The organism is Microbacterium sp. LWH13-1.2 (genome assembly GCF_038397735.1).
Lineage (GTDB): Bacteria > Actinomycetota > Actinomycetes > Actinomycetales > Microbacteriaceae > Microbacterium.
Map to the genome: position 1 here is coordinate 1,941,545 of NZ_CP151635.1, position 14,496 is coordinate 1,956,040.

The window sequence follows — 14,496 nt, forward strand, 5'->3', positions numbered from 1 at the left end:
TCACCCTCGCCGCTGCAGCAGGTCCATCTCGTCCACGCGGGTGAGCCCCGCGCGCCTGTCACGGTCGACCCCTCGCTCCTGCTCGTCGGCGACGACGGCCGCGACGGTCTCGTCGAGCGGGCGCAGGTTGCCGCCCGCGGCGCGATACCGGGCGTTGGTGCGGGTCATGAAGCCGGTCATCCCGGCGGGCAGCCAGAGGGGCAGCGAGCGCTCCCCCGCCCAGTACCCGACGCCGTTCTCGATCAGCCACTCGTCATCGGCCGTCACCGTGTCACCCCCGTGTGCGGCACTCCGTCGCACGGTCGCGAGCACCTCGGCGAGCGGATGCAGGTCGCCGATCGCGTTGACCACGCCCGTGGCATGCGTCGTGGCGACGAACTCCGACAGATCGTCGACGTCGATCACCTGCGCGCTGCGCCCCTCGGCATTCGGCAGCAGAACGGGCCCGTCGACCGCGCGCAGGAAGGCCGCAGCCCAGTATCCGAAGCGATCGCTCGGGTCGCCCTCGCCGACGATCAGCCCGGGGCGTGCGATCAGCGCTCGCTCACCGAGGGCACGCACGGCGTTCTCGGCCGCGACCTTCTGCGCGCCGTACTCGTACTCGTCACCCGGCTTCGCCGGTGCATGAACGGGAGCCGTCTCGTCGGCTCCCACCGTCGCGTCGTCGGAGTACACCGACATCGACGAGACATACGTCCAGCGGGCGGCCCGTTCCCCGAGCGCGGTCACCGCCGCCTCGACGTGGGCCGCATCCGATGAGACATCGATCACGTGGTCCCAGTCGCGACCCGTCACGGCGTCGTAGGCCGCAGGGTCCTCCCGGTCGGCCAGCACGAGGCTCGCCCCCTCGGGAGACGGGCGTCCTCCCCGTGCGAGGCACATCACGGTAGCCCCGTTCACCAGCATCCGCCGGGCGATCCGGCCCGACAGCCAACCCGTTCCGCCGAGGATCAGTACGTCTGTCATGCACCCATGCCATCAGCATCCGTGCACGAGCGGAAGGGTCTTCCGCTCAGGGCGGATGCCGTGCTCACGACCTGTGCAGGTCACCCAGCCCGGCAAGCACCGGCACCGTCCACGAGGAGTCAGGGCGCCACTGCCGCCACTCCGGATCGAACGGCCACTCGCCCGCATGGAACGACTCGATCGCGGCGTCCGCGTGTCGCTCGATCTGCGCGGCCTGCTCGCGCGTGAGGCGCCCCTGAGCGATGGCCGCGACCAGCTCGTCCTCATCCTTGAGGTGCACGCGGCCGTCCGGTTCGATCTCGACGTCGAGGATGTGATCCGACGAGTAGGTGTCGCGGTCGGTGCGCAGGTGAGCGTTCTCGAGGTTCACGTACCATCCGGCGAACTGCCAGTCCGACCCGCTCACCTCGCTCCAGAACAACCACACCGACCACGCGGCGCCCGTCGGGGCGATGCGGAGGATGCCGTTGCCCCACCACTCCTCGACGATCCGCGTGCGGGGCTCGAGCCAGCGACGCTCCAGCGGGACCGCGCGTATCCGCTCGCCCTCGGGCGTCCCCTGCCCCTCCTGGAGGGTTCCCGGCGCGAGCCAGGCCACGAGACCGCGCTCGTCGTCGCGCACGACGCGCATGGGCGTGATGGTCGACGGGTCACCCGGCTGCCAACCCGGCTTGCGGTAGTGCCAGTCGATCTGATCGCCCGGCTGCAGGAAGGGCCCGTCTCCCATCGCTCTGACGCCGTCCGGCACCGCCGCGGGGGTGCTGTGGGGAAGGATGCTCATCACGACACGCTACCTCGGGCACCCGCGGGATTCGGGTCGGCTCGGCGAGGCGATCGCATCCAGATTCGACGCCACGACCACCGCCTCGCGAACCGCCCCGTATCGGGGTGCGGCTCGCGAAGCGATGGATCAGTCGCGCAGCGTCGCGCCGAAGCGCTCGGAGGCGACGGCGACGCCGGCGAGCTTCGCCTCGGTGGCCTCGGCCGCCGTGAGCGTGCGGTCGTCGGCGCGGAACCGCAGCGCGAACGTGAGGCTCTTCTCCCCCTCGGAGAGGCCTTCTCCTCGGTAGTCGTCGACGAGACGGATCGCCTCGAGCAGCGCACCGGCGCCTTCCGTCAGCGCGGCGCGGACCGCGCCGGCCGGCACGTCGGCGCCGAGCACGAGCGAGACGTCCTGCGTGGCGGCGGGGAACGTCGACAGGGAAGCGGCGACGGCGCGAGGCTCAGCCAGCGCCAGGATGCCGTCGAGGTCGAGCTCGAGAACCGTGGCGCGGCCGGGAAGGTCGGCGCCGGCGGCGACGTCGGGGTGGAGCTCGCCGACATAGCCGACCTCGACACCGCCCACCGACAGGACGCCGGTGCGCCCGGGGTGCAGCGCCGTACGCTCGCCCTGGGCCACCTCGATGTCCACGCCGGCAGCTGCGGCGATGACGCGAGCCGCGTCCAGCGCTTCCGACAGACCGGCCGCTTCAGCCGCACGGCCGGGCTGGCGTGCCACGACATTGCCCGTGAACAGCGCCGCGACGTGGCGGTGCTGCGGCGGGATCGACGCGTTCAGCGCGGCGAGCGTCTCGTCCGACGGACGCACGCCGAGCGGCGGAACCTCATCGGTGCCGTACTCGACACCAGGCTCGGGCAGGAAGACGACGCCGGTCTCGAACAGGGCGAGATCTGTGAGACCGCGGGAGATGTTGCGATGCGCGGTCTGCAGGAGCCCCGGGATGAGCGAGCGACGCAGGAACGGTGCGGATCCGTCGAGCGGGTTCGCGATGCGGATGCTCGGCACGTGCTCGCCCGACGCGGAACCGTGCAGGTCGTTCTCCGACTCGGTGGTGAACGGGAAAGACGGCGTCTCGACGAGTCCGGCGGCGGCCAGCGCGTCGGCGACGCGGCGACGACCCTGCTGGTGCGGCGTCAGGCCGCGACCCGATGGCGGCGTGGGCAGCACCGAGGGGATTCGGTCGAGCCCGTGGATGCGGGCCACCTCCTCGGCGAGCGACCACTTGTCGGTGAGGTCGGGGCGCCAGGTCGGCGGAATGACGATCCACCCGGCATCCGCCTCGGTGACCTCCGCGCCGATCGTCGTCAGCGCACCCTCGATCTCGGCGTCGGTGTAGTCGACGCCGATCAGGCCCTGGACGAATCCGCGCGGAAGCTCGATGTCGCCGACGAAGATCTCGGCGAACAGTGCGCCGCCCTCGTCGGTGAGCGTGCCGCCGGCGAGCTCGACCATCAGGTCGGCGGCGCGCCGTGCGGCGACGAACGGGACGAGCGGGTCCACTCCGCGCTCGAAGCGCTTGGAGGCCTCACTCGGCAGCTTGTGACGACGCGCGGTGCGCGCGATCGTGATCGGGTCGAACGTCGCGGCCTCGATGAGCACGTTGTGCGTGGTGTCGCTCATCTCGGTGGTGCCGCCGCCCATGACACCGGCGAGCCCGATCGGACCGGACTCATCCGTGATGAGCAGGTCTTCGGTGTGGAGCGTGCGCTCCTGACCGTCGAGCGTCGTCATCTTCTCGCCGACGGCCGCACGGCGCACCGTGATTCCCCCCGCGAGCTTGTCGAGGTCGTAACCGTGCAAGGGCTGGCCGAGCTCGAGCATCACGTAGTTGGTGATGTCGATCAGGATGCCGAGCGAGCGCATGCCTGCGAGCGACAGGCGAGCGATCATCCACGGCGGGGTGGGGCGCGACGGGTCGACGTCGCGGACGACACGGGTGACGAACTCGCTCGCTCCGACGCGGCCGCGCACGGGGGTGGCGTCGTCGACGATCGCCGTATGACCGGTTCCGGGCTGGAGTTCGGCGAAGTCGCGTTCGGCCGGGTCGCGGAACGTCGCTCCGGTGGCGTGCGAGTACTCGCGTGCGACACCTCGGAGCGAGAACGCGTAGCCGCGGTCGGGCGTCACGTTGATCTCGACCGCGACATCGTCGAGACCGAGCAGGCTGATCGCGTCGGTGCCGACGGGAGCGTCGATTCCGAGGTCGGCGAGAACGAGGATGCCGTTGTGCTCGTCACCGAGACCCAGCTCACGCGCTGAGGCGATCATGCCGTCGGACACATGACCGTAGGTCTTGCGGGCGGCGATCGGGAACGGCCCAGGCAGCACAGCGCCCGGCAGCGTCACCACGACCTTGTCGCCGGCGACGAAGTTGTGCGCACCGCAGACGATCCCGCGGATGCCGCCATTCGCCTCGCCGACGTCGACCTGGCACCAGTTGATCGTCTTGCCGTTGGACTGCGGCTCCCCTTCGAGGGAGACGACCTGTCCGACCACGACGGGACCCGAGATCTCGAAGCGGTGGATATCCTCCTCCTCGAAGCCGACGGTGACCATCGCCGCCAGAACGTCTTCGGGCGTCGCATCCGCTGCCAGATCGACGTACTCACGCAGCCACGAAAGCGGGACGCGCATCACACCACCATCCCGTACTGCTCGCTGAAACGGACATCGCCCTCTGCCATGTCCCGCATGTCCTGCACATCGCTGCGGAACATGAGTCCGCGTTCGACGCCCATACCGAAGGCGAAGCCGCTGTAGACGTCGGGGTCGATCCCCGCCGCACGCAGCACGTTCGGGTTGATCATGCCGCAGCCGCCCCACTCGATCCAACGGGCGCCGCCCTTGAAGGTCGGGTGCCACAGGTCGAGCTCGGCAGACGGCTCGGTGAAGGGGAAGAAGTTCGTGCGGAAGCGCGTCTTCGCCTCCGGTCCGAAGAGCTGACGCGCGACGTGGTCGAGCGTGCCCTTGAGGTGGGCCATCGAGATGCCCTTGTCGACGACCAGACCCTCGAACTGCGTGAAGACGGGGAGGTGCGTCGCATCGAATTCGTCGGTGCGGTACACACGGCCGGGGCACAGCACGTAGATCGGCACGTCGCGGTCGAGCATCGAGCGCACCTGCACGGGACTCGTGTGCGTGCGCATCACGAGATGGCGCGAGGGCGGGTCGACGTAGAAGGTGTCCTGCTCCTGGCGAGCGGGGTGGTCGACGTCGAAGTTCAGCGCGTCGAAGTTGAACCACTCGTGCTCGAGCTCGGGCCCTTCCGCGATCTCCCAGCCCATACCGACGAAGATGTCGGAGATCTGCTCGCTGAGGAGGGTGAGCGGATGCCGCGCGCCGACGCGGGTCCGAGAGGGAACGGCGGTGATGTCGATGCGCTCGGATTCGAGACGGGCGGCGACCTCGGCGGCTGCCAGCTCCTCCTCCTTGGCGGCGAGGGCCTTCGTGACCTGACCGCGCCCCTGCCCGACGAGCTTGCCGAAGGCCGCCTTGTTCTCGGGAGCCACCTGCCGCATCGAGGCGTTCAGGGCGGCGAGAGGCGAGCCGTCTGCGACATGAGCGGCTCTCGCCGCCTTCAGTTCGGTGGTATCGGCGGCCGCACTGATCGCTTCGAGTGCGGCCGCGACGGCGGCCTCGACCGCTTCCGGGGTGATTTCGGGAGACTCAGACACGAGACAGGAGTCTACCGGGACGGCAGACCGCTCCTTCCGGGGGCCGGGCTCAGAGCGGGCCGAACATCGGCACTGCGCCCAGGGGCACCCACGTGACCCGATCGCGCTCGAGCGCGGCCACGAGCCGCTGGTCCCGCTCCGCCTCGCGACGCAGCGTCTGACGCCCCCGGCCGATGACCGCGGCCGGGATCACGAACACCGAGACGAGCAGGAGTGCGAATCCTGCGTCGAGGACGAGGAGCGGCACCGGGTCGACCGAGGAGACGATTCCGGGGATCAGGAAGACGTTGAGCGCCCCGAAGATGCTGGTTGCGGCGATGAGGCCGCCTCCGAGCGAGCCGGCACCCCGGGTCGTGTACGACGTGCCGGGTTTCGGGATCCAGCCTCTCACCCGTGCGAGGAGCACGCCGGAGACGACGGCGACGATGCCACCGATGATCATCGACGGCACGTATGCCGAAGGCGGCATGCCGACCGCCAGCAGGACGAGCCCGAAGACGACGGACGACGAGCCGAGCGCGAGGAACGAAGCCCACATCCCACGGCGCATCGCGCGGGCATCGGCGACCTCACGCAGCCGGGACCGGGAGTCCGTGCCATGCAGCGCGGCCAGGTCAGCATCCATCCACTCCGCGAGCGTGCGGCTCGTCGCAGGCGGATAGGCGGAGACCGGCTCGATACGCATCACGACGGACGCTCAGATCGGGCCGGGGCCGTCCTTGCCCGCGACACCGCCCCCGCGCTGCAGGGTGATGAGCTCGGTGTCGGTGCCGTCGCCGTGCTGGCGCGGGTCCCCGGCTGCCTGGATCGCCTTGACCTTCGGCGAACGGCGGGTGCTGATCTCCACCCACTTCGCGATGCCGGAGAGAATGAGGCACATGACGATGTAGATGCCGCCGATCACGAACGCCGACTGCAGGATCGGACGACCCTGCTGCGACGTCAGCTGCTTCGCGTAGTACAGCAGCTCCGGGTAGGTGATGATGAACCCGAGGGCGGTGTCCTTCATCGTCACGACCAGCTGCGCGACGATCACCGGGAGCATCGCCCGGATCGCCTGCGGCAGGAGGATCAGTCGCATGACGCCGCTCTTGCGGAGACCGATGGCGTACCCGGCTTCCTTCTGTCCGCGGGGCAGCGACTCGACGCCGGCGCGAAGCACCTCGGCGAGGACCGACCCGTTGTAGGCCATGAGGGCGAGCACGACGGCCCAGTACGGATCCATCTTGATGCCGACCACGGGAAGCCCGTAGTAGAGCAGCATCATGAAGACCAGAACCGGGACCGCGCGGAACAGCTCGGTGATCGCAGTGATGGGGATGCGGATCCACGCATGGTCGGACAGCCGCCCGATCGCGAGCAGGAATCCGAGGATCACGCTCAGGAGCGCGGCGAACCCGAAAGCGGCCAGTGTGTTGCCGAGCGCCTTGAGGATGCCCATCCACACGTTGGAGAACGTGAAGACGTACCACTTCTCTGCCGAGAACTGGCCGGTCTCGACCATTCGGAAGACCACGAATCCCACGGCGACGAGGACGAGGACGATCGTGAGGGCGGCGATGATGCGGTTGCGGGCGATCGCCCGGGGACCCGGGACGTCGTACAGTACGGAACTCATCGCGCGATCCTCCATCGGTTCTCGAGATATCGCTGCAGCCAGCTCAACAGCAGCACGAGGGCGACGAACACCACAGCGACCCAGAGCAGGACCTCCATGGGGTTGCCGGGTCGGTCGGCGGAATCGTTGACAGTCGATCGCAGAGCCGCGAGCTCGGCGACCGAGAACCCGGCAGCGACGGTCGTGTTCTTCAGCAGGGCGATGAACACGCTCATCATCGGCGGGACCACGGAGCGGAACGCCTGCGGGAGGATCACGAGACCCATCACCTGGCCGAAGGGCAGACCGATCGCTCGCGCGGCTTCGGCTTGGCCGACCGGAACGGTGTTGATTCCCGCCCTCAGCACCTCCGCCACGTAGGTGGCGGTGTAGATGCCGATGGCGAGGATGCCGAGCACCAGGTTCGACAGCTCGGGGAGGCCCAGCTGCGGGTACCCGAAGATGAAGAAGAAGAACACGAGGGTGAGCGGGGTGTTGCGCACGGTGTTCACGTACACGGTGCCGACGCCCCGGGCGATCGGCACGGGCGACACGCGCATCGCCCCGACGATGAGGCCGAGGATCAGCGCGATGACCCCACCGGCGAAGAACACGAGCAGCGTGTTGCTGATCGCCTCTCCCCAGAGATCGAGGTTGCCGAAGATGACGTCCACGCCACCCTCCCTTCTTCAGACTGTGCGGGCGGCCCCCCGAAGGAGGCCGCCCGGGTCAGATCAGTACGCGTCGACTTCGGGCTGCTCGACCTCGATGCCGCTGGAGCCGAGGTTCGCGTCGAAGATCGCCTGCCAGATGTCGCCACCGTCGGTGAAGAGCTCGTTGATGTGCGTGCGCAGTGCGTCGTCGCCCTTGGTGAGGCCGACGCCGTAGCGCTCCTCCGTGAAGAGGCCGCCGGTGACCTTCACGTCATCCGGGTACTGAGCCGCGTATCCGATCAGGATCGCCTGGTCGGTGGTGACCGCGTCGACCTTGCCGTCGATCAGGTCCTGGACGCAGGCGGAGTACAGGTCGTACTCCTGCGTCTTGATGTCGGGGAAGTTCGCCTTGATGTTCTGGATCGGCGTCGAGCCGGTCGCCGAGCAGACGGTCTTGCCGTTGAAGTCCTCGAGCGCCTCGGCGTCGTCCGCATCCGCAGCGACCAGGAGCCCCTGTCCGGTGATGAAGTACGGGCCGGCGAAGTCGATGAGCTCCTTGCGCTTGTCGTTGATCGAGTAGGTGCCGACGTAGTAGTCGATGTCACCGTTGGTGATCGCCTGCTCGCGGTTCGCCGAGGCGATCGGCTTGAACTCGATCTTGTCCTCGTCGTAGCCGAGCGAGGCCGCGATCCAGCGGGCGATGTCGACGTCGAAGCCGGTGCGCTCCCCCGTCGTGACATCCAGGTAGCCGAGACCGGGCTGGTCTTCCTTGACGCCGACGATGACCTTGTCGCGCTCCTGGATGGCGTCGAACGTCGGGCTGCCCTCGAGCTGGACGTCTTCGGCGACCTCGAACCAGGTGGAGTCCTCGCCTTCGTCGCTGCCGGTTCCGGCGCCAGGGCTGGACGGGCTGCCGCTGTTGCAGGCGGTCAGCGCGAACAGTGCCACCGTCGCGATCCCGATTCCTGCCAGTGTGCGTGTGCGTCGCATGTGCGTCTCCTTCGTGTGCTGTGTGTGCAAAGGTCTGTGAAGCTCGTCAGTGCGTGAGGAGCTTGGAGAGGAAGTCCTTGGCGCGATCGCTCTTCGGGTTCGTGAAGAACTCCTCGGGAGTCGCCTCCTCCACGATGCGCCCGTCGGCCATGAAGACCACGCGGTTGGCGGCCTTGCGGGCGAAGCCCATCTCGTGGGTGACGACGATCATGGTCATGCCGTCGTGGGCGAGCTCGACCATGACGTCGAGAACCTCGTTGATCATCTCGGGGTCGAGCGCGCTGGTCGGCTCGTCGAAGAGCATGACCTTGGGCTGCATGGCGAGAGCACGTGCGATCGCGACGCGCTGCTGCTGTCCGCCCGAGAGCTGCGCGGGGAGCTTCGATGCCTGCTGGGCGACCCCGACGCGCTCGAGGAGCGTCATGGCCTCCTTGTCGGCGTCCGCCTTCTTCATGCCTCTCACCTTGATGGGGCCGAGGGTGACGTTCTCGAGGATCGTCAGGTGCGCGAAGAGGTTGAACGACTGGAACACCATGCCGACGTCGGCGCGCAGGTTCGCGAGTCCCTTGCCCTCGGCGGGAAGCGCCTTGCCGTCGATGCTGATCGTGCCGCTCGTGATCGTCTCGAGCCGGTTGATCGTCCGACACAGCGTCGACTTCCCCGAGCCGGAGGGGCCGATCACGACGACGACCTCACCGGCGTTCACCGTGAGATCGATGTCCGTGAGCGCCTGGAAGTCGCCATAGTGCTTCTGGACGTTGTCGACCACGACGAGAGGCTTACCAGAGGTCATCATTTCTCCAAACTAGCCAGGTCGGACACGTGGCTCCATACAGTCGCGGCGACATTTACACGTTCGTAACCACGACAAGGGCGCGATCGCTCGGAATCATCGGAGTGCCCCACGGCCCGCCCCCGCGAGCCGTGGGGGCGCCCCTGCCGCTGCGTTCCTCCCCCAAGCGGGACGAAGTGGCAAGCCTCCGATCGGATCCGATCACGAGACGACCCGAGGGATGGACGGAGCCCGCGCCTGCATGAGTGGCGTGGGCTCTGTGACATCTGAATTCTCCGTCGAATCGATCGCGATCGACCCCCAGATTGGCAGAGCCCCGCCTGCGAGAGCGGGCTTCTTGAGGATTTCTTGAGGGCTCAGTCCCGCTGGCCCCGGTAGTACTCGACCGCTCCGGGGTGCAGCTCGACAGGCCCCGTGAAGATGGCCTGTCTGCGGTCGAGGAGAGCGGCCGCGGGGACGTCCTGCGCGATTCGGGTTCGGGCGCCGAACAGGCCCGTGAGGATGTCGTGGACGACGGCATCCGGGGTGCCCGTTGCCGTGACGAGGTAGTTCGGGACCGCCATCGTGGGCTGCGATTCGTCGAGTCCGTAGAGGCCGACGGGGAAGTCCGACGGCCGATAGGCGTCGGAGAAGCGTGCATTGATCGCGTTCACCCAGGTCTGATCGATCGGGAGCAGACGCACGGGTGTCGTCAGTGCGAGTTCCGCGATACCCGGCGTGGGGATGCCGCCGACCCAGAAGAAACCGTCGATCTCGGATCGTTCCAGCGCGCCGATGGAGTCGCGAAGCCCGAGTTGCGGGTCGCCGATCGACGTGATGTCGACGGCGGCCGCATCCAGCGCTCGAGCAGCGATGACATGGACCCCCGAGTTCTCCGCGCCGAGCGACACCGTCATCCCCGTGAGGTCGCCGATCTCGTCGATGTCCGAATCCGCGCGGACGACCACATGGAGGTACTCGTCGTAGAGCCGGGCGACTGCCCTCACCGGCAGGGGATCATCGAAGGCTCCGGCGCCCGCGACCGCGTCCGCAGCCGCATCGCCCTGGGCGAAGCCGAGAAGCGCGTCTCCCGCGCTCACTTGCAAGAGGTTGTCGACCGAGCCCGCCGACTCCTCCGCGACCACGTCGACGTCGAGCGACGCCGAGAGCTCGTCTGCGAGCTCGGAACCGTACGCGAAATAGACTCCGTCGGATCCTCCGCTCGCGATCTCATACCTCGAGTCGTCCCATTCGCTCGCTCGAGTACTGCATGCGCTCGACGCCCCGACGACGAGCAGCACGGCGATCGCTGCGGAGATCCGCGTCCAGGTCCGGCGAGCGCCGCCTCGCCCACTCATCGGGCAGCTCCGTCCGGGAGCAGCAGCGTGACCAGCAGACCGCCGCCGCCGGGCGACTCGACCCGGAGCTCGCCGCCGATCGACCCGAGCAGGTCGGTGGCGATCGCAAGCCCCAATCCCGATCCCGGTGTCTCGCCGCTGTCGTCGCTGCGCCAGAATCGGTCGGCCGCGTTCGTCGCCTGCTCGGGCGTGAGGCCCGGCCCGTGATCGCGGACGGTCAGGCGACACACATCGCCGTCACGTCCCGCACCGATCTCGACGACCGCACCCGAGGGCGAGAACTTGACCGCGTTGTCGATGACCGCATCGAGTGCGCTCTCGACGATCGTGCGATCTGTGACGCTCAGCACAGGGTCGCTCCCGACCGCGTGCGTGCGGATCCTCCGCTGCGATGCCACCTCGCTCCACGCATCGGCCCGTCTGGTCGCGAGAGTCGTGAGGTCGACGGCGGAGATCGTGGTGTCCGCACGTCCTCCTCGGGCAAGGCCGAGCAGAGCCTCGAGGATCCGCGCCATCCGCCTCCCCTCCTCCCGCGTCTCCTCGACGTCGTCGTCCCACTCGCGGTCGAGGCCCGTCGCGAGGTGCTCGACGCGCAGCAGCAGCGCGTTGAGCGGATTGCGCAGCTCGTGCGAGGCGTTGAGTGCGAACTCCTGCTGACGCGTCATCACCCTCTCGATCTCGTCCGCCATGCCGTTGAACACTCGGGTCATCCGGCGCAGCTCCGGAGGGCCCGTGTCCTCCGCGACCCGAGCATCCATCTCGCCGCGTTCGATCGCGACCATGGCCTCGTCCAGGCGACGCACCGGAGACAGCACCCATCGCGCGAGCTGGAAGACGAGAAGCACTCCGAGCCCGATCGACACGATCGACACGAGCGCCAGCACGAAGACCTGCTGCACGATCTCGGTGCGCGGCGCCTCGACATCGGCCGACACCATCACCGCTCCGATGACGTCGCCGTCGTCGAAGACCGGCTCGATTATCGAGGAGTCCGCAGTGCCCCAGGGGAAGACAGGTTCAGGAGCCTCCGCTCGACGTCCGGAGAGGGCGAGCCGGACCCTGGCCGCTTCGTCCTCCGCGATCACCTCGGCATCGCTGTTCCCCGACGCCCAGACACTTCCCGTGAGATCGAACACCCTGACATCGATGCCGTAGACCTCTTCGAAACGCCTGACCTCGGCGTCGATCACGGTGGTGCTCCCCGAGCGCAGCGCCTGCCGCGCGCTCGTCACGAAGTACCCCACATCCCCGAGCTGCTCGGTGTAGAACGCCTGCTGGATGCTGCGGGTGGCGCTCCACGCCGCCGCTCCGCCGAGCGAGAGCAGAATCGCCACCAGAGGAACGAGGAACACCACGATGAGACGCCTGCGCACCGGACGTCACCCCACCAGCCGGTAGCCGACGCCGCGCACGGTCTCGATCAGGCTGACCTGGCCGACCTTGCGCCGGATCGCGCCGACATGAACCTCCAGCGAATGTCCGAAGCCCCGCCAGTCGGTGTTCCACACCTCGCGGATCAGGCGCTCCTTCGGTACTGCGACGCCCGGATATCTGGCCAGGACCGCGACGATGTCGAACTCCTTCCGCGTGAGCTCGATGGGCACTCGGTCGATGACGACCTGGCGGGCGATGAGGTCGATCTCGACATCTCCGCCCTGGAGTCGCACGTGAGCCTCCGACTCCGGGCGCACCGGCCTCGAACGGCGAGTGACCGCCTCGATGCGGGCGAGGAGCTCGTGAACGTCGTAGGGCTTGACGACGAAGTCATCCGCGCCGGCTCGCAGACCTCTGATCCGCTCCGCGACCTGATTGCGTGCGGTCACGATGACGATCGGGACCTCCGAGCGACCCCGGATACGACGGCACAGATCGATGCCGTCGACGTCGGGCAGTCCCAGGTCGAGAAGGACGACCTCGGTATCGGCGCCCAGCATCTCCAAGGCGGACGCGCCGTCGGCTGCCCTCGCCGTGGCATACCCCGATCGCGCGAGGAAGGCCTCGAGCGCAGCGGCGACGCGCTCGTCGTCCTCCACGATCAGAATCCGCATCGACTCCGGGTCCCCTTCTCCGCTCGAGCAGGCACAAACCTATCAGTCGTGCCGGCTCACCTCGGATGGGGCGATCAGGAGAGGGATTCCGCCCGCTGGGCGAAGGCGCTCTCATAGAGGCACACGCTCGCCGCCGTCGCGAGGTTCAGCGACTCGGCGCGACCGAAGATGGGAAGCTTGAGCACCTGATCGGCCTGAGCCAGAGCGTCGTCCTCAAGACCCCGTGCCTCGTTACCGAACAGCCACGCGGTCGGCTGCGCCAGGACACCGTCTGCACGCGCCCGCAGCAGATCGTCGCCCTTCACATCAGCAGCCACCACCCGCAGTCCGGCGGCGTGCGCCTTCGTCACGACGTCGTCGAGCTCGGCGCCCACAGACACCGGCAGGTGGAACAGCGAGCCGGTGGTGGCCCTGACGACCTTGGGGTTGTACGGATCGACCGTCCGGCCGGTGAGGATCACCGCATCGGCGCCCGCCGCATCTGCGGCCCTGATGATCGTGCCGAGGTTGCCCGGGTCACGGATCTCCTCGCAGATCGCGACGAGACGAGGAGATGACGCGAAGACGTCGCGCACCGAGGTCGGGGTCTGCCGGACGACCGCGACGAGTCCCTGCGGCGTCACCGTGTCGGCCATCGCATTCAGCACGTATTCCGTGACGTACTCGACCTCGACGTCGGCCTCGGCCGCCTTCGACCGGATGTCGGGGTGCTTCTCCCACCCGGTCGGGGTCGCGAAGAGCTCGACGATGGCTTCGGGGCTGTAGGTCAGCGCCTCGCGGACGGCCTGGGGGCCTTCGAGGAGGTACAGACCCGTCTCACTGCGCGCGCTGCGCTTGGTCAGCTTCGCGACGGCTCGGACTCGGGGCGAACGGGGGTTCTCCAGCACGTTCACAGTCTAGAGAACAGCAGGCACCTCGCTGCGCATACACCGGGGAAACAACAGAGGACGCCCTCCCGAAGGAGAGCGTCCTCTGTGGTGAAGAGCTGCTTACGCGGCCGACTTCGGAGCGTTGACGTCAGAGGGCAGAGCCTTCTTCGCCGTCTCGACCAGCGTCGTGAAGGTCGCTGCGTCGTTGACCGCGAGGTCGGCGAGCATGCGACGGTCGACGGTGACACCCGCGAGACCGAGGCCCTGGATGAAGCGGTTGTACGTGATGCCGTTCTGGCGTGCAGCGGCGTTGATGCGCTGGATCCACAGGCGACGGAAGTCACCCTTGCGCTTGCGACGGTCGCGGTACGAGTAGACCAGCGAGTGGATGACCTGCTCTTTGGCCTTGCGGTACAGGCGCGAACGCTGACCGCGGTAACCCTTTGCGCGCTCGAGGATGACCCGGCGCTTCTTGTGGGCGTTTACCGCCCGCTTGACTCTTGCCATTTTCCTGTGTTCCTATTCGTGCGTTCGGGCGCTCAGCGACCGAGAAGCTTCTTCGCGACCTTGGTGTCAGCCTTCGACAGCACCTGGTCCTGGTTGAGGCGGCGGGTGCGACGGCTCGACTTGTGCTCGAGGTTGTGGCGCATTCCGGCCTGCTGCTTCTTCAGCTTGCCGCTGCCGGTGATCTTGAAGCGCTTCTTAGCACCCGAGTGGGTCTTCTGCTTCGGCATCTTCTCTTCCTTCGTATGGCGCCTTCTCAGGCGACGGTGTCAACCCGCGGTGCG

At 68.1% G+C, this 14,496-nt stretch carries 15 protein-coding genes; all 15 read right to left on the minus strand.

The features are described 5' to 3' along the window. The 15 genes from MRBLWH13_RS09200 to rpmI all read right to left on the minus strand — a co-directional run bounded on the left by MRBLWH13_RS09200 (position 1) and on the right by rpmI (position 14,442). A complete protein-coding gene (locus tag MRBLWH13_RS09200; protein WP_341954466.1) occupies positions 1–966 on the minus strand; it encodes an NAD-dependent epimerase/dehydratase family protein in 966 nt (321 codons plus the stop codon). 64 nt (positions 967–1,030) lie between these two features. After that, positions 1,031–1,747, minus strand: coding sequence for a DUF402 domain-containing protein (locus MRBLWH13_RS09205; RefSeq protein WP_341954468.1), 717 nt, complete (start codon positions 1,745–1,747; stop codon positions 1,031–1,033). A 129-nt stretch (positions 1,748–1,876) separates the two neighbouring features. Continuing rightward, positions 1,877–4,381, minus strand: coding sequence for a phenylalanine--tRNA ligase subunit beta (gene pheT, locus MRBLWH13_RS09210; RefSeq protein WP_341954470.1), 2,505 nt, complete (start codon positions 4,379–4,381; stop codon positions 1,877–1,879). Continuing rightward, complete coding sequence (gene pheS, locus MRBLWH13_RS09215; RefSeq protein WP_341954472.1) at positions 4,381–5,421, minus strand: phenylalanine--tRNA ligase subunit alpha; 1,041 nt, start codon at positions 5,419–5,421, stop codon at positions 4,381–4,383. Before pheS ends, pheT begins: the two co-directional genes overlap by 1 nt. A gap of 49 nt (positions 5,422–5,470) precedes the next feature. Then, entirely contained in the window at positions 5,471–6,109 is a 639-nt protein-coding gene (locus MRBLWH13_RS09220) for a hypothetical protein (protein WP_341954474.1), read from the minus strand. A gap of 9 nt (positions 6,110–6,118) precedes the next feature. After that, positions 6,119–7,039, minus strand: coding sequence for an amino acid ABC transporter permease (locus MRBLWH13_RS09225; protein WP_341954477.1), 921 nt, complete (start codon positions 7,037–7,039; stop codon positions 6,119–6,121). Further along, entirely contained in the window at positions 7,036–7,692 is a 657-nt protein-coding gene (locus tag MRBLWH13_RS09230) for an amino acid ABC transporter permease (protein WP_056513061.1), read from the minus strand. The genes MRBLWH13_RS09225 and MRBLWH13_RS09230 overlap by 4 nt, the downstream gene beginning before the upstream one ends. Positions 7,693–7,752: 60 nt before the next feature. Beyond that, a complete protein-coding gene (locus MRBLWH13_RS09235) occupies positions 7,753–8,661 on the minus strand; it encodes a glutamate ABC transporter substrate-binding protein (RefSeq protein ID WP_056513064.1) in 909 nt (302 codons plus the stop codon). Between the two features lie 46 nt (positions 8,662–8,707). Next, positions 8,708–9,454 carry an amino acid ABC transporter ATP-binding protein gene (locus MRBLWH13_RS09240; protein WP_056514823.1) on the minus strand — a complete coding sequence of 249 codons (747 nt, stop codon included), beginning with the start codon at positions 9,452–9,454 and terminating at the stop codon, positions 8,708–8,710. A 356-nt stretch (positions 9,455–9,810) separates the two neighbouring features. Beyond that, on the minus strand, positions 9,811–10,791 hold the full coding sequence (locus tag MRBLWH13_RS09245) for a TAXI family TRAP transporter solute-binding subunit (protein WP_341954481.1): 981 nt from the start codon (positions 10,789–10,791) through the stop codon (positions 9,811–9,813). After that, a complete protein-coding gene (locus MRBLWH13_RS09250) occupies positions 10,788–12,164 on the minus strand; it encodes a HAMP domain-containing sensor histidine kinase (protein WP_341954483.1) in 1,377 nt (458 codons plus the stop codon). The genes MRBLWH13_RS09245 and MRBLWH13_RS09250 overlap by 4 nt, the downstream gene beginning before the upstream one ends. Positions 12,165–12,170: 6 nt before the next feature. After that, positions 12,171–12,839, minus strand: a complete 669-nt coding sequence (locus MRBLWH13_RS09255) for a response regulator transcription factor (RefSeq protein ID WP_341954485.1) — start codon at positions 12,837–12,839, stop codon at positions 12,171–12,173. Between the two features lie 74 nt (positions 12,840–12,913). Next, the gene (locus tag MRBLWH13_RS09260) at positions 12,914–13,726 is read right to left on the minus strand and encodes an RNA methyltransferase (protein ID WP_341954487.1); all 813 of its coding nucleotides are present in this window, start codon (positions 13,724–13,726) and stop codon (positions 12,914–12,916) included. A gap of 102 nt (positions 13,727–13,828) precedes the next feature. Then, positions 13,829–14,215: a 50S ribosomal protein L20 gene (gene rplT, locus MRBLWH13_RS09265; RefSeq protein ID WP_029262486.1), complete on the minus strand. Its 387-nt coding sequence runs from the start codon at positions 14,213–14,215 to the stop codon at positions 13,829–13,831. Between the two features lie 32 nt (positions 14,216–14,247). Continuing rightward, complete coding sequence (rpmI, locus tag MRBLWH13_RS09270) at positions 14,248–14,442, minus strand: 50S ribosomal protein L35 (RefSeq protein WP_017828564.1); 195 nt, start codon at positions 14,440–14,442, stop codon at positions 14,248–14,250. Positions 14,443–14,496 lie beyond the last annotated feature (54 nt).

What these genes read in the sequence shown, in the direction of transcription:
- MRBLWH13_RS09225 (WP_341954477.1), bottom strand. Translation starts at nt 7,039, where the DNA reads ATGAGTTCCGTACTGTACGACGTCCCGGGTCCCCGGGCGATCGCCCGC.
- rplT (WP_029262486.1), bottom strand. Translation starts at nt 14,215, where the DNA reads ATGGCAAGAGTCAAGCGGGCGGTAAACGCCCACAAGAAGCGCCGGGTC.
- MRBLWH13_RS09235 (WP_056513064.1), bottom strand. Translation starts at nt 8,661, where the DNA reads ATGCGACGCACACGCACACTGGCAGGAATCGGGATCGCGACGGTGGCA.
- MRBLWH13_RS09205 (WP_341954468.1), bottom strand. Translation starts at nt 1,747, where the DNA reads ATGAGCATCCTTCCCCACAGCACCCCCGCGGCGGTGCCGGACGGCGTC.
- MRBLWH13_RS09240 (WP_056514823.1), bottom strand. Translation starts at nt 9,454, where the DNA reads ATGACCTCTGGTAAGCCTCTCGTCGTGGTCGACAACGTCCAGAAGCAC.
- MRBLWH13_RS09245 (WP_341954481.1), bottom strand. Translation starts at nt 10,791, where the DNA reads ATGAGTGGGCGAGGCGGCGCTCGCCGGACCTGGACGCGGATCTCCGCA.
- MRBLWH13_RS09200 (WP_341954466.1), bottom strand. Translation starts at nt 966, where the DNA reads ATGACAGACGTACTGATCCTCGGCGGAACGGGTTGGCTGTCGGGCCGG.
- MRBLWH13_RS09255 (WP_341954485.1), bottom strand. Translation starts at nt 12,839, where the DNA reads ATGCGGATTCTGATCGTGGAGGACGACGAGCGCGTCGCCGCTGCGCTC.
- pheT (WP_341954470.1), bottom strand. Translation starts at nt 4,381, where the DNA reads ATGCGCGTCCCGCTTTCGTGGCTGCGTGAGTACGTCGATCTGGCAGCG.
- rpmI (WP_017828564.1), bottom strand. Translation starts at nt 14,442, where the DNA reads ATGCCGAAGCAGAAGACCCACTCGGGTGCTAAGAAGCGCTTCAAGATC.